This is a genomic window from Sulfitobacter sp. 1A12779, from assembly GCF_043557315.1.
In the GTDB taxonomy this organism is placed as follows: Bacteria; Pseudomonadota; Alphaproteobacteria; order Rhodobacterales; family Rhodobacteraceae; genus Sulfitobacter; species Sulfitobacter faviae.
Window position 1 is genome coordinate 15317 of record NZ_JBIFFU010000021.1, and the last position, 25061, is coordinate 40377.

22 protein-coding genes and 7 pseudogenes are annotated in these 25061 nt (G+C 60.9%); 15 read left to right on the forward strand and 14 right to left on the reverse strand.

Annotation, left to right across the window (positions count from 1 at the left end; all coding sequences use genetic code 11):
* Positions 1 to 62: 62 nt before the first annotated feature.
* The 3 genes and pseudogenes from repC (at position 63) to ACGYLQ_RS17225 (ending at position 4036) form a co-directional block, all read left to right on the forward strand.
* The gene (repC, locus tag ACGYLQ_RS17215; RefSeq protein WP_394444084.1) at positions 63 to 1157 is read left to right on the forward strand and encodes a plasmid replication protein RepC; all 1095 of its coding nucleotides are present in this window, start codon (positions 63 to 65) and stop codon (positions 1155 to 1157) included.
* A gap of 137 nt (positions 1158 to 1294) precedes the next feature.
* Positions 1295 to 3463: pseudogene (locus ACGYLQ_RS17220) on the forward strand (ParB N-terminal domain-containing protein).
* Positions 3464 to 3562: 99 nt separating this feature from the next.
* Positions 3563 to 4036, forward strand: coding sequence for a hypothetical protein (locus ACGYLQ_RS17225; RefSeq protein ID WP_394444086.1), 474 nt, complete (start codon positions 3563 to 3565; stop codon positions 4034 to 4036).
* Between the two features lie 117 nt (positions 4037 to 4153).
* Here the strand turns inward: ACGYLQ_RS17225 and ACGYLQ_RS17230 are convergent.
* The 11 genes and pseudogenes from ACGYLQ_RS17230 to ACGYLQ_RS17280 all read right to left on the reverse strand — a co-directional run.
* Positions 4154 to 4468, reverse strand: a pseudogene (locus tag ACGYLQ_RS17230) (IS5-like element ISPso2 family transposase); the annotation flags it as partial.
* A 270-nt stretch (positions 4469 to 4738) separates the two neighbouring features.
* Complete coding sequence (locus ACGYLQ_RS17235) at positions 4739 to 5767, reverse strand: IS110 family transposase (RefSeq protein WP_394444087.1); 1029 nt, start codon at positions 5765 to 5767, stop codon at positions 4739 to 4741.
* Positions 5768 to 5855: 88 nt separating this feature from the next.
* Positions 5856 to 6298 (reverse strand): annotated as a pseudogene (locus tag ACGYLQ_RS17240) (IS5-like element ISPso2 family transposase); the annotation flags it as partial.
* A 116-nt stretch (positions 6299 to 6414) separates the two neighbouring features.
* Complete coding sequence (locus tag ACGYLQ_RS17245; RefSeq protein WP_394444089.1) at positions 6415 to 6876, reverse strand: hypothetical protein; 462 nt, start codon at positions 6874 to 6876, stop codon at positions 6415 to 6417.
* Between the two features lie 2196 nt (positions 6877 to 9072).
* Positions 9073 to 9573, reverse strand: a pseudogene (locus ACGYLQ_RS17250) (VWA domain-containing protein); the annotation flags it as partial.
* A complete protein-coding gene (locus ACGYLQ_RS17255) occupies positions 9474 to 10445 on the reverse strand; it encodes a hypothetical protein (protein ID WP_394444091.1) in 972 nt (323 codons plus the stop codon). The pseudogene ACGYLQ_RS17250 and the gene ACGYLQ_RS17255, both read right to left, overlap by 100 nt.
* A 26-nt stretch (positions 10446 to 10471) precedes the next feature.
* The gene (locus ACGYLQ_RS17260; RefSeq protein ID WP_394444092.1) at positions 10472 to 10996 is read right to left on the reverse strand and encodes a hypothetical protein; all 525 of its coding nucleotides are present in this window, start codon (positions 10994 to 10996) and stop codon (positions 10472 to 10474) included.
* Complete coding sequence (locus ACGYLQ_RS17265) at positions 10993 to 11520, reverse strand: hypothetical protein (protein ID WP_394444094.1); 528 nt, start codon at positions 11518 to 11520, stop codon at positions 10993 to 10995. The genes ACGYLQ_RS17260 and ACGYLQ_RS17265 overlap by 4 nt, the downstream gene beginning before the upstream one ends.
* Positions 11517 to 11996: a hypothetical protein gene (locus tag ACGYLQ_RS17270; protein ID WP_394444096.1), complete on the reverse strand. Its 480-nt coding sequence runs from the start codon at positions 11994 to 11996 to the stop codon at positions 11517 to 11519. Before ACGYLQ_RS17270 ends, ACGYLQ_RS17265 begins: the two co-directional genes overlap by 4 nt.
* A gap of 8 nt (positions 11997 to 12004) precedes the next feature.
* Entirely contained in the window at positions 12005 to 12544 is a 540-nt protein-coding gene (locus ACGYLQ_RS17275; protein ID WP_394444098.1) for a hypothetical protein, read from the reverse strand.
* Positions 12545 to 12578: 34 nt separating this feature from the next.
* A complete protein-coding gene (locus ACGYLQ_RS17280; RefSeq protein ID WP_394444100.1) occupies positions 12579 to 13058 on the reverse strand; it encodes a hypothetical protein in 480 nt (159 codons plus the stop codon).
* Positions 13059 to 13194: 136 nt separating this feature from the next.
* Between ACGYLQ_RS17280 and ACGYLQ_RS17285 the strand changes: the two genes are divergently transcribed.
* Genes ACGYLQ_RS17285 through ACGYLQ_RS17295 form a run of 3 tightly spaced genes read left to right on the forward strand, consistent with a single transcriptional unit; the run spans position 13195 to position 15967 of the window.
* The gene (locus tag ACGYLQ_RS17285) at positions 13195 to 13674 is read left to right on the forward strand and encodes a molybdopterin-dependent oxidoreductase (RefSeq protein WP_394444102.1); all 480 of its coding nucleotides are present in this window, start codon (positions 13195 to 13197) and stop codon (positions 13672 to 13674) included.
* Complete coding sequence (locus ACGYLQ_RS17290) at positions 13671 to 15005, forward strand: sensor histidine kinase (protein ID WP_394444104.1); 1335 nt, start codon at positions 13671 to 13673, stop codon at positions 15003 to 15005. The genes ACGYLQ_RS17285 and ACGYLQ_RS17290 overlap by 4 nt, the downstream gene beginning before the upstream one ends.
* On the forward strand, positions 15002 to 15967 hold the full coding sequence (locus ACGYLQ_RS17295) for a response regulator (protein WP_394444106.1): 966 nt from the start codon (positions 15002 to 15004) through the stop codon (positions 15965 to 15967). Before ACGYLQ_RS17290 ends, ACGYLQ_RS17295 begins: the two co-directional genes overlap by 4 nt.
* Positions 15968 to 16005: 38 nt before the next feature.
* Here the strand turns inward: ACGYLQ_RS17295 and ACGYLQ_RS17300 are convergent, their stop codons facing one another.
* Complete coding sequence (locus ACGYLQ_RS17300) at positions 16006 to 16326, reverse strand: conjugal transfer protein TraD (RefSeq protein ID WP_394444116.1); 321 nt, start codon at positions 16324 to 16326, stop codon at positions 16006 to 16008.
* Here ACGYLQ_RS17300 and tnpC (ACGYLQ_RS17305) point away from each other — a divergent pair.
* Positions 16225 to 16923: pseudogene (tnpC, locus tag ACGYLQ_RS17305) on the forward strand (IS66 family transposase); the annotation flags it as partial. The gene ACGYLQ_RS17300 and the pseudogene tnpC (ACGYLQ_RS17305) sit on opposite strands and share 102 nt — an antisense overlap.
* A 2-nt stretch (positions 16924 to 16925) precedes the next feature.
* Positions 16926 to 17147 carry a hypothetical protein gene (locus ACGYLQ_RS17310; RefSeq protein ID WP_394444107.1) on the forward strand — a complete coding sequence of 74 codons (222 nt, stop codon included), beginning with the start codon at positions 16926 to 16928 and terminating at the stop codon, positions 17145 to 17147.
* 48 nt (positions 17148 to 17195) lie between these two features.
* On the opposite strand, the gene ACGYLQ_RS17315 is transcribed toward ACGYLQ_RS17310, so the two are convergent.
* Positions 17196 to 17822, reverse strand: a complete 627-nt coding sequence (locus ACGYLQ_RS17315) for a hypothetical protein (RefSeq protein ID WP_394444109.1) — start codon at positions 17820 to 17822, stop codon at positions 17196 to 17198.
* Between the two features lie 317 nt (positions 17823 to 18139).
* Here ACGYLQ_RS17315 and ACGYLQ_RS17320 point away from each other — a divergent pair, with 317 nt between their 5' ends.
* The 5 genes from ACGYLQ_RS17320 to ACGYLQ_RS17340 all read left to right on the forward strand — a co-directional run bounded on the left by ACGYLQ_RS17320 (position 18140) and on the right by ACGYLQ_RS17340 (position 23091).
* Positions 18140 to 19663: a serine hydrolase gene (locus tag ACGYLQ_RS17320; protein ID WP_394444111.1), complete on the forward strand. Its 1524-nt coding sequence runs from the start codon at positions 18140 to 18142 to the stop codon at positions 19661 to 19663.
* 387 nt (positions 19664 to 20050) lie between these two features.
* The gene (gene tnpA, locus ACGYLQ_RS17325; protein ID WP_394444112.1) at positions 20051 to 20446 is read left to right on the forward strand and encodes an IS66-like element accessory protein TnpA; all 396 of its coding nucleotides are present in this window, start codon (positions 20051 to 20053) and stop codon (positions 20444 to 20446) included.
* The gene (gene tnpB / locus ACGYLQ_RS17330; RefSeq protein ID WP_072630505.1) at positions 20443 to 20793 is read left to right on the forward strand and encodes an IS66 family insertion sequence element accessory protein TnpB; all 351 of its coding nucleotides are present in this window, start codon (positions 20443 to 20445) and stop codon (positions 20791 to 20793) included. The genes tnpA and tnpB overlap by 4 nt, the downstream gene beginning before the upstream one ends.
* Positions 20794 to 20852: 59 nt before the next feature.
* A protein-coding gene (gene tnpC, locus ACGYLQ_RS17335) for an IS66 family transposase (protein ID WP_394444113.1) occupies positions 20853 to 22492 on the forward strand; the annotation gives its coding sequence in 2 pieces (ribosomal slippage) (positions 20853 to 21711 and positions 21711 to 22492; 1641 coding nt in all).
* Entirely contained in the window at positions 22489 to 23091 is a 603-nt protein-coding gene (locus ACGYLQ_RS17340; RefSeq protein WP_394444115.1) for a plasmid pRiA4b ORF-3 family protein, read from the forward strand. Before tnpC (ACGYLQ_RS17335) ends, ACGYLQ_RS17340 begins: the two co-directional genes overlap by 4 nt.
* Before the next feature lie 38 nt (positions 23092 to 23129).
* On the opposite strand, the pseudogene ACGYLQ_RS17345 reads toward ACGYLQ_RS17340, so the two are convergent.
* Positions 23130 to 23300: pseudogene (locus ACGYLQ_RS17345) on the reverse strand (ATP-binding protein); the annotation flags it as partial.
* A gap of 339 nt (positions 23301 to 23639) precedes the next feature.
* Here ACGYLQ_RS17345 and ACGYLQ_RS17350 point away from each other — a divergent pair.
* Positions 23640 to 24125: a hypothetical protein gene (locus ACGYLQ_RS17350; RefSeq protein ID WP_370232937.1), complete on the forward strand. Its 486-nt coding sequence runs from the start codon at positions 23640 to 23642 to the stop codon at positions 24123 to 24125.
* 40 nt (positions 24126 to 24165) lie between these two features.
* A pseudogene (locus ACGYLQ_RS17355) lies at positions 24166 to 24984 on the forward strand (ArdC family protein); the annotation flags it as partial.
* Positions 24985 to 25061 lie beyond the last annotated feature (77 nt).

The window sequence follows — 25061 nt, forward strand, 5'->3', positions numbered from 1 at the left end:
TTGCCTTTTCTCAAGAAATCGGGGGATCTGGGCCTTTCCCGACCGGTTGTCGTGAAAAATTCATGGCATTTACTCAGGCATCCGCCTCTATTGGAGAGCGGACAGAGATACTGTTGTCCGCGGACAACGACCGCCCCGAACGTCACATAATCATCGACACACTGCGCCAGGCGGCTCCGTTGATGGGTCTAAAAGCATCAGTCATTGCCACGCTCGACGCGATGCTCTCGTGCCTTCCGCCGAAAAGGCAGCACAACACCGTTTTCGCATCGAATGCCACGCTTGCGTTCCGGCGAAATGGGATTTCTGACCGAACGATAAGGCGCCACGCAGCCATTCTCCAAGAACTCGGGCTGCTTGTTCGCCGCGATAGCTCAAATCGAAAAAGGTTCAGCAAGCGAAACGTAACCGAAGGCACCGCCCTTCGATTCGGGTTCGACATCACACCCTTGTTTCAACGCTTCCCAGAGATCGCAGAGCTCGCCGCCCAGGCCGTTCGCGAAAACGACCAGATCGCCTACCTCAAAGCGAAGATACGAGCCGCAGCAAACGACATCCTGCAAACCGAACCCGAAGACGTTGGTGCGTTACTCGCTATACGCACTCTTCGCAGAAAGCTTTCACTGGATGAATGCTGCAACCTCTTGGCTGGCCTAGACGTCAAGGCCATGGAAGTCGAACAACCTTGTGAAGCGGTCGTCGCCGGAGAGGAAAAAATGTCCGGCAACGACGGCCAAAATGTCCGCCACCATCATAACTCAAACAAAGAACATATTGATAAAAGAGACCAACGCACACCGAAAACTCGCCCCTCATACCCAAGGGCAATGCTCATTACCGTTCCCGAAATTCTTAGCGCCTGCCCTGAAGCAGCCCAATTTTCACTCAAACCAGTAAAGACTATGTCCGACGTGGTTTCACACGCGCGAACTCTCGCACCAATGCTCGGGATAGACTCAAGAAACTACCAAGATGCTCAAGAACACTTGGGCATAGAAGGGGCAGCGCTTACCGTCTGGGCCATCATGCAGTTCCACGACAAAATACAAAAGGTCGGTGCCTATTTTCGGTCGATAACGTCTGGAAGAAACAGCGCTGACTTCGTTCCAGAGCAGCTTGTTAGACGTCTCTGTCGGGCACAACCACAACCGACTTAACCGGACAGTGCTCTACTGCTTCCGCCAAAAAAATTGTCCGCGGACAACTGCGGTCGAGGGAGAGAGGGGTTGTGAAAGGGATGACGGGAAGTGAGATCGGAAGAGTGGCTTCCGGCGCCCGTCGTGGAGAAGATCTGATGGCGAAATCTGCCCAGAAAGTCACCCTGTCCCCGTCCCGGGACATTCCCTTCGACAAGCTCGTGCTGAGCCAGTCCAACGTCCGGCGCATCAAGGCCGGCATCTCGGTCGAGGAACTGGCCGAAGACATCGCACGCCGCGGGTTGCTGTAGAGCCTGAGCGTTCGGCCCGTTCTGGCGGATGACGGGTCCGAGACCGGCAAGTTCGAAATCCCCGCTGGCGGCCGACGATTCCAAGCACTCTCGCTCCTGGTGAAGCAGAAGCGTCTGGCCAAGACGACGCCCATCCCCTGCATCGTACGGGATGCCACTTCCGCGATCCTCGCCGAAGACGACTCGCTCGCTGAGAACATGCAGCGTGCAGCCCTGCATCCGCTCGACCAGTTCCGCGCCTTCGTTGCTTTGCGGGAGAAGGGTCAGGGCGATGAAGAGATCGCGGCCGCTTTCTTCGTCACGCCGCAGGTGGTCAAACAGCGCCTGAAACTCGCCGCCGTGGCCCCTGCCCTGCTCGAGCTTTATGCCGAGGACGAAATGACGTTGGAGCAGCTGATGGCCTTCACAGTCAATCCGGATCATGAGCGCCAGGTTCAGGTCTGGGAGGCGATCCGGTCGTCCAGGAACAAGGAGCCCTATCAGATCCGACGCATGCTGACGGAAACCTCGGTACGCGCCTCTGACCGTCGGGCCGTCTTTGTCGGGGTCGAGGCGTACGAGACGGCTGGTGGCACCATGTTGCATGACCTTTTCCAGGGCGATGACGGCGGCTGGTTGGAAGACCCAGCCCTGCTCGATCGTCTGGTCAGCGAGAAGCTTCAGGCTGAAGCCGAAGCCATCGCGGCCGAAGGGTGGAAATGGATCGAGGTCTCGCTCGACCTGCCCTATGGCTACAGCCACGGCTTGCGGCGGCTCAACGGCGACCCGGCGCCGATGACGGATGACGAAGGCGCCGCCCATGCCAAGCTGCTTGCCGAGTACCGGGCGCTCGAAGAGGAATACGAGGGCCAGGATGAATTCCCCGAAGAGATCGACGCGCGTCTTGGCGCGTTGGAAGTCGCGATGGAGAAGCTCGAGGTTCGACCGCTGATCTTCGACGATGAGGAGATCGCACGGGCAGGGGCTTTCGTGACGCTTGACCGCTATGGCGAGCTTGCCGTTTATCGGGGCTTCGTGCGGCCCGAGGATGAGCCTCGGGAAGATGCCGACGTCCACAGCGGTGAACATGCGGCAAACGGGCAGGGCGTTGAGCTTTCAGCGGGGAGCAATGTGGATGGTATCGGCCACGGCACGGTGATCACCTCTGCCGGTCAGGCGCTTGGTGCCAACGTGCCCGACGACGAGGACGATGGTGCGTTGAAGCCCTTGCCCGAGCGGTTGGTCATGGAACTGACGGCGCACCGCACCCTGGCATTGCGGGAAGCTGTCGGGCGTTCGCCTGACGTCGCCCTGACCTTGCTGCTCCTGAAGCTCGTCAATGACACCTTCCGGACGTCCAGTTCGGCCGGCAGCTGCCTCGAGGCTTCGGTGCGTCACGTCTACATGTCGGCGCAGGCGAGCGATCTGAAGGACAGCGTGGTGGCCAAGCTGGTGGACGATCGCCACGCGGAATGGGAGGCCTACTAGCCGCTCGGCGACGATGCCGCGCTCTGGGACTACCTGACCTCCCTTGATCAAGGGAGCCGGCTGTCGCTACTCGCGCATTGCCTCAGCTTCGGGATCAACGCGCTCCATGAGAAGGTGAACCCTTATGGTGCCGGTATCTCCGCCAGTGGTTTGACCAGGCGGATGACCCAGTCTGACTTGGTCGCCCAGGCGGTCGAACTCGACATGTTCGAGGCGGGTTGGCAGCCGACGGCCGATACCTACCTGAACCGCGTGCTCAAGGCCCGGAACCTCGAGGCCGTGCGTGAGGCGAAAGGGGAGGGGACGGCGCAACTCCTCGATCACCTGAAGAAGGGCGAGATGGCGAGTGAAGCCGAGCGTCTGCTGAAAGGCAGCGGCTGGTTGCCGGAGGTTCTGCGCCGTCACGATCTAGCAGCACTCGATGGCGCGGAAGGGCAGGGGGCGCCTGAGCTCGTTTCCGACGCCAGTCAGACCGAGGATGTCGACCTTCCCGCCTTCCTCACCGCTGATCTGCCGGGTGATGATGCGTCGATGATGGCTGCCGAGTGATCCGCGCCATCCGAGGGCGGGGAAACCCGCCCTCAATCACATAAAATACAACAATATCAATAAGATGAATGCAAAATGACGCATTCAGGATGAGGAATCATGTCTGCAACCACCATTCTCGAAACCGCGCCCCTGGGCGCGCTCATTCGCTACACCGATAGCACAACGAAACCGCCCGCCCGGTTCACAAAGAAGCTCGCGGCCTGGGAGCGCTCGAACGGCGTCGGCCGTCTCGTCAAGAAGGAGCCGCCGCGACCCTATCCGACCTGGACGGCGCCGGCGTCGTTCACGCTGCACGAGGGGAACTTCTCTTCCGACGGGGTCATTCTTGTCACCATCATGCGGACTTATTCGGTTGAAAGTGCGTTGACATTCGAAGTGGCTGAGGAGCCGAAGCCCGGACAGGTGCGCGTCGTGCTGGATTTCGGCGGTTGCACGGAGCTGCTGCATCTGGCCGAGTCCGTCACGGCTGCCGAGCTCTGGATCGCCAGGGAAGGCTATCGCAACGCGCGGCTCGAAATCGTTGGCAAAGAGGGCGGCGATAGGGCAGGGGGCGCGGAGCTTGCCGCCTGAGCCTATGTAGAATCAAAGGGGTCCGCCCAAGCCCGGGCCTCTCACCCATCACGGCTCTCTCCCGCGAGATCGCGGGGCACCATAGGGTCCAATCCAACACGAAACTAGGGTCAGGATTCATAACCAATAGATGACGAGAGCCGCGAGGGCGATGGCTGAGAGGAACACCTTGGGGCATCGGTCATAGCGGGTCGCGACGCGCCTCCAGTCCTTGAGCCTGCCGAACATGATCTCGATGCGGTTACGCCGCTTGTATCTCCGCTTATCGTATTTGATCGCCGTCTTGCGTTTCTTCCGGCCTGGGATGCAGGCACGTATCCCCTTGTCCTGCAACGCTTCTCTGAACCAGTCAGCGTCATAGCCACGATCCCCGAGTAGCCATTTGACGTTTGGCAGGCCACTCAGCAGGGCCCGAGCGCCGATATAATCGCTTCTGTGGTTGCCGCCCTTAGCGCAAGAAGTTTCTGACCTTGTTGGCGTGTGATCGAGTGCGAACTTCTGTGAGGCCTTCATGACGCGGCGATTCCAGAAGCCGCAGGCCGAGATGGTGATCAGCGAATTAGGTCCAAATCTTACTTTCGAGCTCTTAGCTCGTAGCGATTAACTGGTTTTCCCAACCCAGATCTGTTCGATCGTTTTGCCCATTCAGGTCGTCGTCTTCCCACACCCCTTGGCACCGTTGCTAACAGTTCGGCATGAACATTATGCTGTGACTGCAAGCGCGGGATTCTTGTAGTTCTCGTTCTTCGTCAGCATCGCCCAAATCTGCCGGGCCATCTTGTTGGCCAGAGCGATCGCGACCAACATCTTAGGTTTGCGTGCCAACAAGCGTGAAAGCCAGCTCCCTTCTACAATGGTGCGCTGCCCAAGCCAGTTTAACCGTGACATTGCGCCAATGATAAGGAGACGTCGGATATCGGCCTGACCGGCCTTGGTCATTCGACCCAGACGCTCTTTGCCTCCAGAGGAATGCTGTCTTGGCACCAAACCCAACCAAGCCGCAAAGTCACGTCCAGTCTTGAACTGTGCCATGTCAGGTCCGAACGCTTCCACGGCGACAGCCGTCAGGGGGCCAACACCCGGCATGGTTTGTAGCCGACGCGCCCTGTCCGACTGGGCGGCCAGAACTTTGAGTTTCGTGGTGCGCTTGGCAATACGCGTCGTTTTCTCTGCAATCTGCGCCAGCAGATCCTGGCACTCCTCCCGGATCAATGCTGGCAGTTCGGATGCCGCATCCTCCACAAATGCTACCATGCGGTCGAGGTAGCGTATTCCCGCGGGAAATACGTGGCCATGTTCGTACAGTAGCGCCCGCAAGGCGTTCACATCCGCAGTGCGCTGATGAACCAATCGTTCCCGGCCCCGGAAGACCGCCGCGCAAGACTGCTGCTCGACTGTTTTGGGCTCCACGAAACGCATCTCAGGCTGGCGTGCCGCAATGACAAGCGCCTCAGCATCGGCCGCATCATTTTTCTGCCGCTTCACAAAAGGGCGCACATATTGCGGTGCGATCAGCTGTACCTCGTGCCCAAGAGATTCCATCTCACGGGCCCAAAAATGTGCGCTGCCGCATGCTTCGAAAATCACCATGCTAGGCTCTTGCTGCGCCATAAACGCGGGGAATTGCTTTCGCGTCAGTTTTTTGCGGAACTGGACCTCCCCCGTTCGAAAGGCACCATGAACTTGAAAAACTGCCTTTGCCAGATCGACCCCGATCATCATATTCTTCATCTCGCCGTCCTCCTTTGCGCGTGGCGTTGAAAACCACGACCTTGGCACATTGCGATGCCGTCTAGGGAGGGCGGCAACCACTCCATCTGACCTGTCCAGCGGTGACGAACAGGTCGATCGGTCGCCCCTGACTGTCGCAGATGGCGTGCAGCTTGGTGTTCATACCGCCTTTGGTTCGGCCGATCAGGCGACCACGCCCCCCTTTTTGGCGGCCATGCTGGTCGCCGTTCGATGGGCTTTGAGGTATGTTGCGTCGATCATCACGGTCGTTTTCTCGCCGTGTTCCGCCGCCAGCCCGGCCATCATCCGCGCGAAGATGCCCTTTTCGCTCCAACGCTTCCACCGGCTGTAAAGCGTTTTGTGAGGGCCATATGCAGCAGGAGCGTCACGCCAACGCAAGCCATTGCGATTTATGAAGATAATCCCGCTCAGCACCCGTCTGTCATCAACCCGGGGCTTCCCGTGCGACCTGGGAAAGAAGGGAGCCAGGCGCGCCATCTGCGCGTCGGTCAGCCAGAAGAGATCGCTCATGTCACCACTCCGTTTTCGGAGGCGTGAATCACGCAGCGCAACAGAAATCAATGCATCCTGACCCTAGGGAAAACGCCGCGGTCCTCACTGCAACTCACCCAATACGGCTTCAAACGTCAGGCTAACACTGAGAGTACGTTGGGGTCAGGATTACGAAGGGCAATCCGGTCCATACTGGTTAGAACACCTTCCACCTGGCCCGCGATTGCCAGCACATCGCCTTGGTAGGAGGCGCTCGTAATTGTCAGGGAGAGTTCATCGTCCAGGTCCGCACGGTAAACGCGATACGGATCGGTATTGAGAATTGGAACGTCGATTTCTGCGGAAAAGAGGCCACCATCGAGATCGCCGATCCACTCTGCGCCGACGGACAAGCTGCCCAGGCCGCGCTCCCTCAGTGCCGGTGCTCGAAAATAGATTGAAAAGCTTGAAGACGTGAAGTCGGACTGCTCTGTCCAGACCGACAGTTCAATCTCTTCGCCTGCGATCGTCCCGGATGCCGTTCCCCCCGGCTCTGCGGCTACGGCAGGCACGACAAGGGCCAGAAGGCCAAATGCCGTAATGACTGATCTGAGCATGGTTATGAATTCTCCTGATTTTTGTGACGCCCGTCATTCGCCAAGCGTGATGATCGCGCGGCCGAGAACTGCCCTTTCCGTTATGTCCAGATAGCGGATTTCGTAGGTGCCGGGCGCATCCGGCATTTCGATCTCCAGGCTGTCGATCCCGACGGCGCTTGCGAAACTGATCCAGCTGAAATCCGCCTGATCGGCGCGAGCCAGCGCAACACGCCGGTCCTCGCTTTCGCCGCCGCCGGTCCAGCGCACGACGATGGTCTCGCCCGGCCTCGCGGTGGCGGGCACGACGAGCCCGGCACCCTCATCCATCGGCGCATTCGCCGCCAGCACTTCGATCGGCCGGCGCGCCATGACCCGGTCGCCATGATCCAGATGGTAACGGACTTCATAGGCGCCTGGCGCCGCCGGGGCGGTGAACGTGCCGCGATCAGCATCGCCAACGCGGCGATAGCCGCTTTGCTCGCCGTCGGGCGTGCCGATTGGAACGATGGCAACGTAATCGCGCGGATGGATGACGCTGCTCCATGATACGGTGATTTCCGTTTCGGCCCGCACCCTGTCGGGTCCGTTGAGCGAGACATCACCCTCGATCACCTCGACGGGCGCGCGGGCGAGAACTCGGTCGCCGGTGTCGAGTTGCAGGCGTACCTCGTAAAGCCCCGGTTCGGCCGGCGCACGCAACTCGCCCTCGGCATCGCCTTCCATGCGGTGGTAATCGCCATAGGCTCCGTCATCTGCCCCTGCGGGCACGATGGTGACGTAATCGCGCGGATGCAGGCCCTCGGCCTGCCAGGTGACGGGGAAGGCCGATCCGACGACGACCTGTGCCGGCGCCGATACGGTGACGTCCGCATCGACCACCTCGACGGGTGTGCGGGCGAGAACCCGATCGCCGGTGTCGAGTTGCAGGCGCACCTCATAAAGCCCCGGCTCGGCTGGCGCACGCAACTCGCCCTCGGCATCGCCTTCCATGCGGTGGTAATCGCCATAGGCTCCGTCATCTGCCCCTGCGGGCACGATGGTGACGTAATCGCGCGGATGCAGGCCTTCGGCCTGCCAGGTGACGGGGAAGGCCGATCCGACGACGACCTGTGCCGGCGCCGATACGGTGACGTCCGCATCGACCACCTCGACGGGTGTGCGGGCGAGAACCCGATCGCCGGTGTCGAGTTGCAGGCGCACCTCATAAAGCCCCGGTTCGGCCGGCGCACGCAACTCGCCCTCGGCATCGCCTTCCATGCGGTGGTAATCGCCATAGGCTCCGTCATCTGCCCCTGCGGGCACGATGGTGACATAGTCGCGCGGGTGCAGACCTTCGGCCTGCCAGGTAACGGGGAAGGCCGATCCGACGACGACCTGTGTCGGCGCCGATACGGTGACGTCCGCATCGACCACCTCGACGGGTGTGCGGGCGAGAACCCGGTCGCCGGCGTCGAGTTGCAGCCGCACCTCATAGAGGCCGGGTTCGGCCGGGGCGCGCAGTTCGCCCTCGTTCTGGTCCTCGAGCCGATCGTAGTCGCCATAGATCCCGTCCTCTGCATCGGCGGGCACTATTGTGACGTAATCGCGCGGATGCAGGTCCTCGCCTTCCCATGTCACCCTGAACGCGGACCCGACAACGGCCTGCGCCGGAGCGAATACCTGCGCGAGGGGCTGCTCTGGCGCGATGGGCGGGAAGATCGCGTGGACATTGCGTGCGCTGTCCGATGCCAGACTGATTTCGGTCTGCGAGAAGTCGTTCTGAGCCGTCGAATGGACCGTCACGATATAATCGCCGAACGGCAGATCGGCGGTGAAGGGATTTGCGGTGCCCGTCCGCATCATGTTGAACCCGGTGTCCGAGATTTCCCAGATCACCTCGCCGGGCAGAAGGAGAATATCCAATGGCATCGACGGTTGGTCCCAGACAGGTTCCTCGCCGATCTCCTCGCCACCGAGAATGGCGGTGAAGGTGAAGGTTCCCGAAGGTGGCGCGGCGGTGACTTCACGCAGCGCGTCGGTCAGTTCGCGGGCATTGTCGGCGGTCAGGAAGCGGCCGCCGGTCTCCTCGGCGATACATTGCATCTGCATCAGCGCCTCGGCCTCGCCCCTGACGTCGAAGCCGATGACGTGGGCGGTGAAGTCCACGCCGGCCGCCTCCAGCGCGCGGGCGGCAGCGCAGGGATCGGGGTTGCAGGTTTCGATGCCGTCCGAGACGAGGATCACGGTTGCCGCCTGTTCGGTATGGCGCAGCGCTTGGGCAGCGGCGATGACAGCATCGGTCATCGGGGTCATGCCGCGCGGGTTCAGTTCGTTAACGATCCGGGCAATCTCGTCGGCGGTGCCCGGCGCCGGCGCAACAACGGTCTCGATATCCGAGCATTGTCCGCGCTCGCGGTGGCCGTAGGTGACGAAGCCGAGATTCTGGTCTGCGGAGAAATCCGACAAGATGTCGGCCACCACCTCACGGGCGATGGTGATCTTGTTCACCCCGTCGATCTGGCCCCACATCGACCCCGAAGCATCCAGCACGAGGATCGTGTTCTGGCGTTCCTGGGCGAGCGTCGGCGCTGCAAGGGATAACGTCAGGGCGGCAAGCCCGGCGGTCACGAGCGGTTTCATGCGGCTTCTCCGTTGTGCGTGGCTCCGAAGCGAGCGCCCGCGCGCTCTTTCAGTTTGCGAAAATGCGAGGACATCTGCTCCAGCCGCGCATCCCATTCCGGGTCGGGCTGCTGGCCGTCGGTCGTTTTGAAATAGACCTGCATCAGGCAGGTGACGGCGAAGGGTTCCAGGAAGGCCGCCTTGACGCTCCATGCGAACAGAAGCGCGAAGACGAAGCCGCCCGCCGACCAGGCGCCGGGGATGGCGTAGACCAGTGCCGCAGCCGGGGCGAGCATCACGAGGAAGATCAGAAAGGCGAGGCCGTAGGTAAAAAGCGTCAGCCAGGCGGCGTTGCGCAGCATTACTTTCCAGTTCTGGCCGTAGAGCACCAGCGCCTCACGCGCCGATCCCCAGGCGTCCGTCGAGCGGGTGCGGATCGCATGAGCGAGGATCACCTCGTCGATGAAGCCCACCGCCATGCGGAGAAAGGCCTGCACGACGCCCATCAACTGCCGGACATAGGGGATCGGCAGGATGGTCAGAATGCCGCGCACCAGCCCTGTAATGGCACGGATCACACCCTTGACCAGCTGGTCCAGCGCGAAGAGCAGCGACGCCTGACCGAACCGTTCCTTCACCTCGGCCGTGGCATGGGTGATCTGGCCGCGCCCCTGCGGCAAGGGTTTGCCGTCGATCAGCTCGACCAAAACCGCGACATGACCCGCCTTGACGACGTAGAGGATATACTCGCGCAGCCAGTACATCACCGCGCCGGTCAGGCCGAAGCCCGCGATTCCGCCCCAGGTCATCGAGGCCGCGCGAAAGTCGGCATCCCCGAAGGCGCCGACGCCCCAGCCGATCACGACGCCGGCGCCGGTCGCAAGGATATAGGCCAGCGTGATCCCGAAATAGACCGCCGCTCGCAAGAGCACGAAAGGCAGCGTCCGCATCATCAGGCTGAACGCCTGTCCGATATTGAAATCCCACAAAGCTCCGGTTTCCTTTCAGGTGTTGATCAGTCTGGGTGTTGACAGTTGGGGGCGGTCGCTTCGTCCCCGAAATGGCGCCGCAGCCAGGCGTTGATGTCATTGGCGATTAGCGCGGGCCCGTCGCCGGACACGCTCCACCGCGACAGCGCGACCCGTGTGGCTGGGCGCGTGTCGCGAAAGACCAGAACCACCTTCGAGGTGCTGCGGTCCTCTCGCGCGGTATGGCTGCGGTCCAGCTCGGCACTGTCCAGCGTCTCCAGCGGGTAGTCCCGCCGGAGCGTGCTGAGGCGCGATGTCCGGGTGATGCTGGCCAGCCCCGTCCCCGCATCCAGCCGGAGCCGCGTGCGCTCGGACAGGGCAATGTATCCCGCGATGAAGGCCCCGTTCAGCCCGGCCAGAAGCACCAGCGCGGTCAGGAACTCGCCGCCGATCAGATTGGCAAGCCCGATCAGCGTGACCGGCAGGACAGGCAGCATGACGAACCACAGGGTGAAGCGCGGTATTCCAAGTTCCAGTTCCAGCAGATCGGGGGTATTCGTCTCAATACTCATGACGGGTTTCCCTTTCCCTGGCGGGAAAGCCAGCCATTGACGACGCCCGTCAGACGCGCCACCTCTTCGGGATCCGGGCGGAACATGGGCACTATGATCTCGCGCCGTTCTGGTCCCGATCCGCAAATCAGCACCAGCCGGGTCTCATCGTTTCCTGCCGCCGTGCCATAGTGCGCGACGCTTTCCAGCTTGTGCAGGTCCGAAAGTGCGAATGTCTCTTCACGCCGCCCGCGCAATGTGGTCACACGCAGCCGGACAAGGCCGGCATGCCTGTCCAGGCTCAGTTGAGTCAGCTGCACCAACTCGTGCATGTAGAGCCAGCCGATCAGGCCCACCACGGCAAGCACGATGATCCCCGTTCCGGTCGCACCATCCCCGATGGCTGCCAGGCCCGCCGCGATCGCCACCAATATCACCGCCGCAGCAATCACCGCGCGCCGGACCGGACGCTTCTCGATCTCCAGCACGCTGTCGGAGATTTGCGTCACGCGCAGCGGATCAGCCAGAAACTCGGCCAGTGTCATGGGCCGGCACCCAACGACGTGTCGATCCGCCCCTCGACGTCGCGACAGTCGTCCGGGGCATCCCGGCGGCATAGGGTTGCTGCAAAGCTGGCCTGGATGCGGCCTTCATCCTCAAGATCCAGCAGGTCGATCGACATCTGCGGCGGCTCTTCCTCGCTTTCCCAGACCGCGCCCGCCAACGCCCCGCGATCGGGCCGCATGTCGATGGTCAGACCGGTGGGCGGCGTATCTCCGGAGGGCTTGCCGTGAAAGATTAGGCCGATGGAAATGCTGCCGTCGCCAAGTGCATGCAGTTCGATCATGGTCAGCGGGCCGATATCGGTGATCTGCACCATCGCCGAGCCATCATCCTGACGCATCACCTGCCAGTTCAGTTCTTCACCGTCCAAGTTTGCCCCGATCTCGCCGATGGCGTCCAATGCACCAGCCGGGGTTGCGATTCCGAGGGCCAAGACAAGCGGGACAAGCACCTTCATTGGCATTCCTATCGGCTGATCAGCTGTTCGCGGACGCCCCGCGCCGAATTGCGTTTTGTTCCCATCGCCTCATTGGCCGAGAAGAAACTGATGATCCCGTCCGAGCGCCGCGCACCGGTGCCGAATTGCCATTCGAATTGCGGCGCCGAGGCAATCTGGCAATCCTGAACCAACGCCCATTCCCAAGGCTCCGCGCCGGGCTCGGAACCCGTTGAAGTCAACATATAAAACTGCGGGTCCATTGGCTCGCCACGCACAAAGTCAAAGCGCAGCGGCTTGTTGCCACCTCGAACCGGTACAAGTTCGGTCTGAATGCCGTCCGAACCCAGATACAATCGGTTGCGGTTCCGATCATAAATGATCTCGAAGGTACTCTCCTGAACGCCTATTGCCACACTCGTTCCGATGGCGGCTTCGGCCCACGTTCCCGCGATCAGCGGACCAATCTGTCGCAGGTCAAAATTACCGGCGCGATGGACGTCCGCGTGGCAGACCGGGTTGGACGGTTCACCGGCCAGTGCTGAGGTTGCCGTAGCGATCAGCAGCATGGCCGCAGTTCGGGCAAGGGCGGGTCCAGCCATCTCAGTCAAGCTCTTCAAGCCGGGTGTCGAAGCTGAAGGTGACAGGCCGGGTTTCGGACGAGGGGCCACCGCTGACTTGCCCGGTGAGCGTGCCCTTCAAGGCGACAATCCCGTCGCCCGGCGTGAATTCCTCCAGGGTCAGTGTCAGGCTGTCCTGATCGCCGGTCCAATTCCGTCCCATGTCGCGCGCGAAGGTGATAGTCAGCGCCATTTCGCCCGGCGAGGGCAATTCGCCATTGATCGTCAGTTCCAGATTGACCGGCCCCTGATCGCCCTCCATCTGTGCGGCAAGCAAGGAGGCATCGGCGTAGTTGCCAATGATCGTCGCGCCGGACAATTCGGGGGCAACAGTCAGCTCCAGCGGCTGATCGCCAAAACTGCCAGTAACCAGCCCTCCAGGCTCATCAGCCAGCACCGGCAGCGCCAGCAGACAGGCCAGAACAGCTATGCCCGCCCTTCGTATGGTCGAGAAGATGGTCAAGAGTAGATCCTCCTCCTGTTTGATTCTGAGTTTAGCTTTGCTCAACACGGGCCGCCCCGTTCGTTTGAACGGGGAACATGCAGTCTCTTGTGATAGAGTTCAGGCTGGAACCGGGCTTTTATTTTGGATTGTGGCCATGAGATTGCGGTACACCGCTCAAACCGCGTTGATGACGGCACTTGTGTTCATGGCCGTACCAGCGGCTGCCGAGGATGTCCTGCTGACCCTGACTGGGGCGGTCACGGACGGCAGGGTGGAGATGACGCGCGCGGATTTCGATACGATGGACTGGCATGAGTTTTCGACATCGACCACCGTCACAGATGGCAGGCCGGAGTTCCGCGGCGTGCTGATGCGAGACATCCTCGCCCATGCCGGGGCCGAGGGAAGTAGTGTGCGCGCGACAGCGTTGAACGACTATGTCGTCGATATCCCTGTCGAGGATTTTCACCGGTTTGATGTTCTGGCCGCGCTTTACATGGATGACGTGCCTCTGACCCCGCGTGACAAGGGTCCAGTCTGGATTGTCTATCCGCGCGACAATCACGGCGTTCTGGCCGATATACGGTATGACATGCGATGGGTCTGGCAGCTTGTCGCGCTGCATGTGCAATGACCACCCGCCAAGAGTGGATACGATATTTGGGGCTGGGCGGTCTGGTTCTGGTCTGCCTGGGCCTTCTGGGGCTGGCTGCGTGGCAGCTAGTTCAGTTGGAACGTCAGATGCGGATCGGTGCCAGCGAAAACATGATCTGGGTCTTTGGCCAAGCGCAGATAGAGGCATTGAATCTCGCGCTCGCGCTTTCTGACGAGGCGCCGCCGCAACAGATTCAGACCCGCTTTGACGTCTTACTTTCCCGGCTGACGCTGCTGGAAGAGGGGCCACAACGCCGCTTTCTCGAGGATGCGGGGATCTCCGAAACGCTTGCTGGTTGGCGCAGCGGCCTTCTGGCGCTTGATCCCGTGCAAGGGGCTGATCCGGCTGCGCTGCGGGCACATGTCACGGCTCTGGTCGAAGCCCTGCGGGGCAAGGCCAGTCTGGTAATGTCTCATGAATGGCAGATTCAGGCTGAGCGGCTGGACCGTCTGGGACATTTGCACCGGCTCGCGCTGGTGTCGGTCTTGGGGGCTGCATTGGCAGGATTGGGGTTAGCCGCAATCCTGATCGATCGCGAGAGGCGGTTGATGAGGGGGCGGCTGGATCGCCTGCGGGCTGAAGAGCTGGCCGGCGATCTGGAACGCGAGCGCGAAACCTCTGAGAACCACCGCCGATTCGCCGATCTGATTGCCCATCAACTCCGCACGCCGCTGGCTGTGATCGACAGCGCCATGCATCGCCTGACCCGGCGCGGCAGCCCGGTTTCGCCGGAATTGGTTTCGGAAAAGGCGGCCGTCTCGCGCGAGGCGGTTGCGCGGCTTGTGAAGCTGACGGATACCGCCCTGATGATGTCACGGCTGGAACGTGACGGGGTTCTTCCTCACCTCGGTGCTCATGACCTGCGTGATCTGGCAGCCTCGGTCATTGACGACCTGATGATGTCGGCGCAGGGCCGTGACCCGTCGCGTATCCGGCAGCCGGCGCAGATAGCTCCGATGGTCGCGCTTTGCGATCCGGCGTTGACCAGCGAAATCCTGTCCAATCTGCTCCACAATGCGCTTTTGTACTCCCCATTGGATTGCTGCGTCGATGTCGAGGTTTCACAGTCGCAGACTCACATCGTCTGTCGGGTTGAAGACCGAGGAAGGGGTATGTTGCCTGACGAGATAGCGTGCGCCTTCGACAGGTTCCACCGTGGGAGTGGGCACGAAACCCTGCCTGGCTCTGGGCTGGGGCTGACGCTTGCGCGCCATCTTGCCCGGATGCAGGGAGGTGATGTGAACCTGACACAGCGTGCCGGAGGCGGTCTGACCGCCGCGCTTTACCTGCCGAGGGAGGTCTCCGCATGACCGCGCCACTGATCCTGTGCGTGGAGGACGAGCCGTCGCTGCGCGACGATATCGCGTTCGAACTGCACGAGGCCGGCTATGCCGTGGCGGCTGCCGCTGATGCGCGTGAGGCGCTGGCCATTCTGGAAAGCCGGCGCCCCGATCTGATCCTGTGCGACATCCTGATGCCCGGCATGGATGGAAGAGGGTTCATATCCCATTTGCGCAAGACTCACCCCGATCTCGACGACGTGCCCTTCGTCTTCCTGACCGCTCTGTCTTCACGCCAGCAGGTGATCGACGGGCGCATCGCCGGGGCCGACGATTATCTGACCAAGCCCATTGACTACGACCTGCTGCGTGCGACCGTTGAATCGCGCCTGAACCGGATGCAGCGATTGCGCGCAATGCCGGGAAACCGTTCCGGCCTGGCCGCGCTGGATCGCCTGGCCATCGGCGTGGTGCTGCTCGACGCCAAGGGCGGAGTGGTCCATGCCAATCCTCTCGCCCGGCGCCTGTCGGACGAGGCCGGCATCGTGCTTGGCGGGCGCATCGCCATGGGCGGTGAAGATGGACGGAAACTGACGGCGCTGATCGCCGCGCTGATTTCCGATGAAGGGGTGGCGCCGGAGGGCCTACGTCTGGACGGTGAGTATCATCTCATGGTTGTCGGGATGTCGCTGCCGGCGCGCGCGCACCATGACGATGCGGTCGCCATGCTGATACTGAACGGCGCGGATGGCCAGCCCCCTCCGGACAATGCGACCCTTGGCCAGTTGTTCGACCTGACTCCGATGGAAGCCCAGGTCACCTGCTTGTTAGCAGAAGGACTGCGTCGCAACCAGATCGCGGAACGGTTAGCGATCTCGGGCACGACCGTCGCCTTTCATTTGCGAAACATCTTCGCCAAAACCGGCGTGCAAAGGCAGGCGGAACTGGTGGCGCTGGTTCTGTCGGTGCCAATGGCCCGGTCCGAAATCTGAGCGCCGGAGGAAAAGGATGCATGTGGCATGGAGATGGCTCATTTTTCGGTGGTATGCGCGCCTGCCGGACGTTCCATCTCGAACGCCATTTTTCCGAGTTTCTTCCATGTATCGCGCGCATGTTCGCCGCCCTCTCTCTTGAGCTTATCGGCGATCCAGAGCATCGCACCGTAGATCATGGCGCGGTCGTCACGGGTCAGGTCCACGATGCCCGCCTTGACGACGAGGCCGCAGCACTTCGGCGATGGTGCGGTAGCTTTCGCGGTATCCTGCAAGCCGACGCCTACGGCGGTTACAACGACCTCTACAGCGCCCAGCATAAGCCAGCCCCGGTGCTCAGCGCGCTGTGCTGGTCGCATGCCCGGCGCAAGTTCTTTGAGCTGGCAGACATCAAGGCCACAGCCCGCAAGGGCTAGAAGGTCGCCGAGGAGATCTCGCCCATCGCGCTGGAAGCCGTCAAACGCTTCGACGCCATCTTCGATGCCGAGCGCGAGATCACCGGCCTGACCGCCGCGACCCGCCATGACGCCCGCCAAAAGCTGGTGCGCCCGATGGTCCACGAGTTGCACGACTGGTTGCGGGCCGAACGCGCCCGAATGTCGAAGCACAACCCCGTCGCCAAGGCCATAAACTACATGTTCGAGGAGGACGGCCGCTGGGACGCCTTCACCCGCTTCCTCTATGATGGCCGCATCTGCCTGACGAACAACGCAGCGGAACGCGCGCTGCGGGGCGTCGCCCTCGGGCGGAAAGCCTGGCTCTTCGCCGGATCTCCGCGCGGTGGCGATCGCGCCGCCTTCATGTATTCCCTGATCGTCACGGCCAAAATGAATGACGTCGACCCGCAGGCATGGCTTGCCGAGGTTCTCACTCGGTTGCCGGATACGCCCCTGCCACGCCTGCCGGAACTGCTCCCTTGGAACTGGAAGGCCCGGAGTATGGCTCAGGCCGCCTGACCATGCAGTTGAACAAGGTTTACGCCGTCAAGACCGTGGACCGCGTCGCCGTCGAGCTGGGCGAGACAGTCGATCGGCTTCATGATCTCGCCATCGGCATGGAGCCCGAAGACGGCATAATCTGGGTCTACGGCACCGCTGATGTTGAGGTCCTTGCCTTCACCCCGTTCGGTGTCGAAAACCTACTTGAGATGATCGCCATGGAACGCGACCGTCAGATCTGAAGTCGCCGCGGCCTTCACCGGATGGATACGCCCAGACCAGCACAGCCATTAAATAACGGGGTTTCCTTCCCGCCTACGGATCGGGCACACCGCAGCACACGCCGACTGTCGCCGCTGGGTGGGCAGATGACGAGAAAACCTGTGTCGTTGCAAAAAGTCTTGGCGATGGCGTGACATTGGCCGAGGCCGCACGAGGCCAAGATGTATTTCGCTCTCAGCTTCACGATTGCTGCTATGGGAACAAACACGTGCGGTTTTGGTTCCGGCGCGCAATTCTTGCGCGTTCTGACGAATATGCATGATTGAACGGTCTTCGGATGCGACCGTGACCACGGCTGCCCGGGAATGTTTGACGGCGTTGGTGATGGCTTCCTGCACGATGCACATGAGAGCCAAGACATCCGACGGTGTTTGATCGTCCAGCCGGGTTTCGCCATCGACCTTCCACTCGAACTGCGCGCTGTGGCGCACCAACAACGGCTCCAGCCGAGTGCGGATCCTCCCGAGCATGACAGGAATATCGTCCTGTAGACTGAGACTATCGATCATCAGTCCCATATCGCGTAAGGCGTCTACGATAGCGTTCTGAAGCACCGGATCGTTGTGGTCTGAGTTTTCCATATAGGCGAGGGTGTTCACCAGTTGGCCGCCGATGCCGTCGTGAAGATCCAGCATGGTCCTCTGTCTGTCATCCGACCAAGGCTTTCTATACCGCGCCGAGGCGTGCCGAAGCCGTCATTCGCTGCGGTGGCGTCGGCTTCTAATCCGCGAGATTTCTAGTAGGGTGTGAGTGCCCTGACCTGATGAATCATTTTTGAGAGAAGGGACAGTAGAACTCGAGAATGCGCCCGGAGTCGCCAAGCATGCCAGCCAAACCGCATCGATGGCGACGGACAGGACGCCGGAGCGCAGATCGCAAGCGGCTCGGCACCGAACTGATAATCGCCGGTCTGCTAACCCTCACATTGCCGGGTGGGGTAAACGCAGACAACATGCCGTCTGCGATTGCCTTACCCGAATCGACGATCGCACCGCCCATTGCCGTGCTGTTGCCTGTTTCGGAGGAACGAATCGCGCGAGCGATTGCGTCGCTGGATGAGCTCGGCGAGAACGTTCTGGAGAGAACCGGAATCCCAGGGCTCGCCATAGCTGTGATCCACGATGGACAAACCGTCTATGCACGGGGCTTTGGCGTCCGTGCCATCGGGCGCCCGGAGGCCGTCGATGCAGAGACGGTCTTTCTGCTGGCTTCCGTATCAAAACCGGTCGGAGCCACAGTCGTTGCAACACAGGTCGATGCGGGTCGTGTGCGTTGGGACAGCCCGGTGCGCGATTTCCTGCCCTGGTTCGAAATGGGCGACCCGTGGGTCAGCAATCATGTCACTATCGGGGATCTCTACGCGCATCGCTCGGGCCTGCCGGATCACGCAGGTGACGATCTGGAGGACATCGGTTTCGGCCGCCGCGCAGTGCTGGAGCGACTTTCGCTGCTCCCAAAAGGGGATTTTCGAGCCGACTACGCCTATACCAATTTCGGACTTACTGCGGGTGCCGAGGCCGTGGCAGCGGCGGCAGGCACTGATTGGGCCAGCCTGTCCGAGACCGCGCTCTACACTCCGCTTGGTATGACGTCGACCAGCTCGCGCCACGTCGATTACATGATGCAAAGCAACCGCGCAGCGAGCCATGTCGTTGAGGGAGTGGGTTATGCAATCTCCGATCGTCGCCAACCGGATGCCCAAAGCCCCGCTGGCGGGGTCAGCTCCAGCGCGCATGACATGGCGCGCTGGATGGCGTTGGTGCTCGGCCGCGGCACGGTCAGAGGCGTCCAGGTGATTTCCGAAGATGCGTTGGTTCCGGCGCTCTCCGCCCAGATGATCCGCGGGACGCAGATGAACATTTCCGCGCGACCCGGTGCCTATGGGTTCGGCTTCAATGTCGATACAAGGTTGACTGGGAGGGTGATGCTAAGCCATTCGGGCGCCTTTGCGCTCGGGGCGTCGACCAGCGTCGTGATGGTGCCTGACCTCGATCTCGGCATTATCGTGCTGACCAACGCCCCCCCAACCGGGGCGGCCGAGGCTATCACGGCAAGCTTCATTGACCGCGCGGAATTCGGGACGGACAGCCGTGACTGGCTGGCCGCCTATGCACCGATCATGGCACCTCTTTCAGCGCCTGTGGGACATCTAGTCGGCTCTGAGCCGCCCACCGAAGCCACCCCGGCGGGACCGTCAGCAACATACGTCGGTGACTATGAAAACTCTTACTTCGACCGCGCATCGGTTATCGAGACCAGCGAGGGCCTTGTGCTGCGCTTGGGGCCAGAAAACCTCGAGCTGCCCATGCGGCATTGGAATGGTCACAGGTTTGCGGTTTATCCTGTGACTGAAAACCAGCCGGCGGGTTCGGTCTCACTCGTCGAGTTCTCTGAAACGCCCTCATCCGCCGGAATGAGTATGCAGATCGAGCACCTCAACGGTGAAGGGATGGGTGTCTTTCGACGATTAGAATAACGCGACAGAGGTGCCTCCGGGAACAACATACTCGCTGATATCCGCTCGCCCCTCCACCTCGATATCGCGCACTGTCGCGCGGATCGCATCACGGTAGCGCAGACGCAGCGTTTCCGGATCGGGTAGTGACTTCACCATCGCCGCATAGTGTTGACAGGAGTGCGGATTTCGGCAATTCCGGACAGCGATTTCACTAAGTCCCGGACAGTTGAGCGGCGGCTGGTCCTTGCGCTGCTGTTAGTCTTCGTTGGTGATGATTTCTGGGTTTTCGCCCCGGGTCAATCCGGGCGTTGCGCTTTTTCTGCGCATGCTGTCTCCTTTCAGTTGTAAACCTCCGCCGAGGGCCGTCTGGCTGCTGAGCTGTGAGATCGTTTATCGAGTGTCCTTATGGACGCACACGAAGACACCCCCCGCATTCAAGTTTTGTCAGTCTCTGATACCGGCCGCCGCCGGCGTTGGTCTGATGACGAAAAAATCCGTATCGTTGAGGAAAGCTATGGCGACGGCGTGACAGTGGCGGAGGTAGCACGACGCCATGAGGTATCGCGGTCTCAGCTTTATGATTGGCGTTATCGCCATAAGAATGGATTGCTTGGTTCTGGCCCGCATTTTTTGCGCGTTATGAAGATCGAAGATGCTTCTGATGGCACTGACACTGCGCCAGCGCCGCAAGCTCCTGTCATGACTATTGATCTCGGAAAGCGGTGTCGTGTGGCGATCCCGTCAGGTTTTGACATGGAAGCTGCTGCGCAGCTGCTTAACGGCTTGATGGTGCGGTCATGATCGCGTTTCCAGCTGGAACGAAGGTGTGGATTGCAGGTGGTGTGACGGATATGCGCCGAGGCATGAATACTTTGGCGCTGACAGTGCAACAGGGGCTTGGGCGTGATCCGCATGCGGGCGAGATCTTTTGCTTCAGAGGTCGAAAGGGTGACCTGGTGAAGCTGCTCTGGCATGACGGGGTGGGCATGTCGTTATATTTGAAGCGTCTTGAAGCTGGAAAGTTCATTTGGCCGGTGAGCCAAGACGGGACGGCTGTTGCGATATCTGCGGCGCAGTTGGGCTATCTTCTCGAGGGTATCGATTGGCGCAATCCACGCTGGACGCAAAGGCCCAAAGCGGCTGGATAATTTGTGCTGAAGCGCTTGTTTTTATTGGCGTTTAATGGCTTCTGTGGTAAATATTTGCCATGTCCGACGCCGCTTCCGAAATTGCCAGATTAAGCGCTGCACTTGCCGCGCAGACCGCCCGTGCGCAGGCTGCGGAAACCGAATTGGCGCAGGCTCGCGCTCTGGCCTCCTGCACAGACGCAATGATCCAAGAATTGAAGCTGGAGATCGCCAAGCTTCGGCGTGACAAATATGGCATCACCTCCGAGCGTCGCACGCGGCTGATTGATCAGCTGGAATTGCAGCTTGAGGAATTGGAAGCGGCCGCAACCGAGGATGCACTGGCAGCTGAGCATGCTGCGGACAAGGCGAACGCCGTGCGTGTCTTCACGCGACGCAAGCCCGTGCGCAAACCTTTGCCCGCTCATCTACCGCGCGAGCGTGTGGTGGTAGAGGCCCCAACAAGCTGCACCTGCTGTGGTTCAGACCGCATCGTCAAAATGGGCGAGGATATTACGGAGACACTGGAGGTCATCCCACGCCAGTGGAAGGTGATCCAGACGGTCCGCGAGAAGTTCACTTGCCGAGCTTGCGAGAAGATCAGCCAACCGCCGGCCCCGTTCCACGCCATTCCGCGCGGATGGGCAGGGCCGCAACTGATCGCGATGATCGCCTTCGACAAGTATGGACAACATCAACCTTTGAACCGGCAATCCGAGCGCATTGCACGAGAGGGCATTGATCTGAGCCTGTCCACCTTGGCTGACCTGATCGGCCATACCTGTGTGGCGTTGACTCCCATTCATGCGTTGATCGCGCGCCACGTGCTGGATGCTGGCCGTTTGCATGGTGACGATACCACAGTGCCGCTACTGGCGCGTGGTGGCGCAAAGACGGCGCGACTGTGGACCTATGTGCGCGATGATCGACCGTGGGATGGGGTGCGCCACCTGCCGCACTCTTTCACTTCTCAACAGATCGCCGGAAAGAACACCCGACAGGGCATCTGGCCGAATGGCACGGTGTTCTTCAGTCGGACGTGTATGGCGGCTACAATGATCTGTATCTTACAGATCGTAGCCCGGGCCCGGTCCGTAGTGCGCTGTGTTGGAGCCACGCAAGACGCAAGTTCTTTGAACTGGCCGACATCAAGGCCATAGCCCGCAAGGGTAAAAAGGTAGCAAAAGAAATCTCGCCAATCGCACTGGACGCTGTGACACGGATCGATGCGATCTTTGCGGCCGAGCGTGACATCACCGGCCTGTCAGAAGCAGCGCGTCATGAAGCCCGCCAGCAGTGGGTAGCACCGATGGTTAATGATCTGCATGATTGGATGCTGGCCGAGCGGGCCCGGATGTCAAAGCACAACTCAGTTGCCAAGGCGATGAACTACATGCTCAAGGGGACAGGTCGCTGGGAAGCCTTCACCGCATTCCTTGACGACGGGCGCCTCTGCCTTACGAACAATGCCGCCGAACGGGCGCTCAGAGGGATCGCATTGGGCAGAAAGTCATGGCTTTTTGCAGGGTCTGAACGCGGTGGCGACAGGGCAGCCTTCATGTATACCCTCATTGTCACAGCAAAGATGAACGACATCGACCCGCAGGCATGGATGGCAGACGTATTGGCACGGCTGCCCGATATGCCTGTGTCACGCTTACCAGAACTGTTGCCCTGGAATTGGAAGGCCGCCATGGAATTGAAGAGGATTGCTGCATGACGCTGGTCGCGCGCATCAAGGTCACATTGTCCGATGTCGAGCCTCAGGTGCTTCGACGCTTTGATGTGCCCCTCAAGATCAAGCTGAACCGCCTGCATGATGTGATCCAGGCTGCGATGGGATGGACTGACAGTCACTTGTATGAGTTCAGAGCCGGTGGCAGCGGCTGGGGCGTGCCAGACCCAGATGGTTTTTACGATGGCCCGATGCCCGCCAGCAAAACCAGCCTGCTTGACGTGATCGAAGATGTGGGAACCAAGACCATCCATTACATCTATGACTTTGGCGACAACTGGCACCACGTGATCAAGATCGAGAAAATCGATGGATCTATCTCGGGCGCCGCATATCCACGCTTGGTCAGGGCTATCGGTGCTTGCCCTCCGGAGGATGTGGGCGGCTTCTCCGGCTACGCTGACTTCCTCGATGCCATAGCTGACCCCAAGCACGAAGAACACAGCCAGATGCTGGAATGGTATGGGGGGCAGTTCGACCCGGATGAGGCAGAGATCGGCCGCATCCTCGATAACTTCGAGCGTCTTGCCAAGAAATGGGCCCCGAAACCGCGCAAACCAAAAGCCGCACCCAAACGCCTCTGATCAATACGGCGCGCCCACGGCCTTTGCCGAATGCTTACTTTCAGTTCGATGCGATGGGCGTTGTGTATGATGCGGTCGAGGATGGCATCAGCGATGGTGGGTTCGCCGATCATCTGATGCCAGCCAGAGACTGGCAGCTGGGCGGTAATGATGGTGGACCGGCGCTGGTATCTTTCCTCAAAGAGCTCCAGCAGATCGAGGCGCTGCTGGTCGGTCAGACTGTGCGTCGTCAGATAATTTGGGACATTTGAGCGGTTTTCCGTTTGGAGGCTCTGGCTCATCCTTGATTGAGTTTATGCGGTTTCAGTTTCGTGGCGCAAGCGCCGGGTGAGCATGGTTTTTCGTTTGATCTCCTCTCGCTGTTTCAGGATCTGCTCTGCGCGCCCGTGTTCTGATCCCGTCGTACCAGTACAGTTCGGTGGCGGTTGGGTGTTTCATGGGTTTGGTCCACGAAAAGTGAAAGTGTTCTTCGGGTTTTGTGACTGACGGATGAGGGCCTTTGGGGTCCCTCAGATGGGTCCGGGCCGGGTTCCGGTCTGCCGTTCCGGATGAAGGGCATTTCCATGCAAACAGGTGTCTTGCGCGTGCTCCGCGCAACCGCGGCCTCCTGGTGGCGACATAGAGAGCTGCGCCGAACTGGCCAGACGGCGCTGGCACAGCGGCTCGAACGCCAGACCGTCCTGCGTGATCTCGGCTATCTCAGGCAGGCGGCGACGCTGCCGAATGCCCATGTGATCTGCGGGGCGGGTGGAACGTTCCTCCATCTCGGCTGCGCCACCGTATCCACCCACGCGCCAATCGAGCGCTTCCCCCTGGCCTCTCTTGCGGTCGCGCGAGGGACGCCGTTCATCGATATCCGACCCGTCACCGATGGCATCGGCTTCGCGAACCTGCCCCGTGTGACACGAGGCAGATCGGTTGACGCTGACCATTCAGGTGCCGGCCAGTCTGTCTCGCTGACCACCTACATCGACATGGTCGAGCGGCTCGGCGCGAGGATCGTCAACGATCCGCGCCCCCGCCAGTCAACCTGACCCCTAAATTCTCTCACCAACACACGAAAGGACGCCAGCCATGGCCCGATCCCGCACGCCCAAATTCGATGCCTCCGAGGTCATCACGAACGAAATCATCCGCATCATCGAGCGCGGTGTCCTGCCATGGCGCAAGCCCTGGACCGCAGGCGGCAGCTCGCGCCCCCTGCGCGTGGGCGGTGAGCCCTACCAGGGGGTCAACAACTTCCTGCTAACCATGCGCACCGTGATGGCGGGGCACAGCTCGCCCTTCTGGATGACGCTGCCGCAAGCCAATGCGTTGGATGCGAAGGTCCGCAAGGGCGAGAAGTCCTCTGTCGTCGTTTACTACGGTCAAAGCCGGAGGGACGCCGGCGGCGAGGATGACCACGGGGAGAGGGATGATCGCTCCGAGGAGGCCCGCGTATTCCGCTTCCAGAAATCCTACCGCGTGTTCAACGCCTGCCAGATCGATGGCTTGCCCGACAGCTTCTTCCCCGACCCGGAGCCCGTGCCCGAGCATCCGCCGTCCGAGCCCATCCCGCACATGCAGGCGTATTTCGACGCCATCGACATCACGACCGTCTTCACGGGAACTGAAGCCTATTATCTGCCGCCCGTGGACAAGGTCTACATGCCGTCTATCACGCGGTTCCATGACCCGCGCAATTTCTACGGGGTCTGGGCGCATGAGCTGGCCCATGCCACGAAAGCCCCGCATCGGCTTAACCGCGATTTCGGGTTCTCGAAGTTCGGCAACACCTCCTATGCGCGCGAGGAGATCGTCGCGGAATTGACCTCGGTTTTCCTGGGTCAGACGCTCGGCTTCACGGCCCATACGCTCGAGATGAATGCCGCCTATCTCCACAACTGGTTACGGTAATGACGAGCTCGTCATTACCGCAGTTATCACGAGGACGGCATAATGCGGAGGAAGTCCGCCAATGCCCTTGTTTC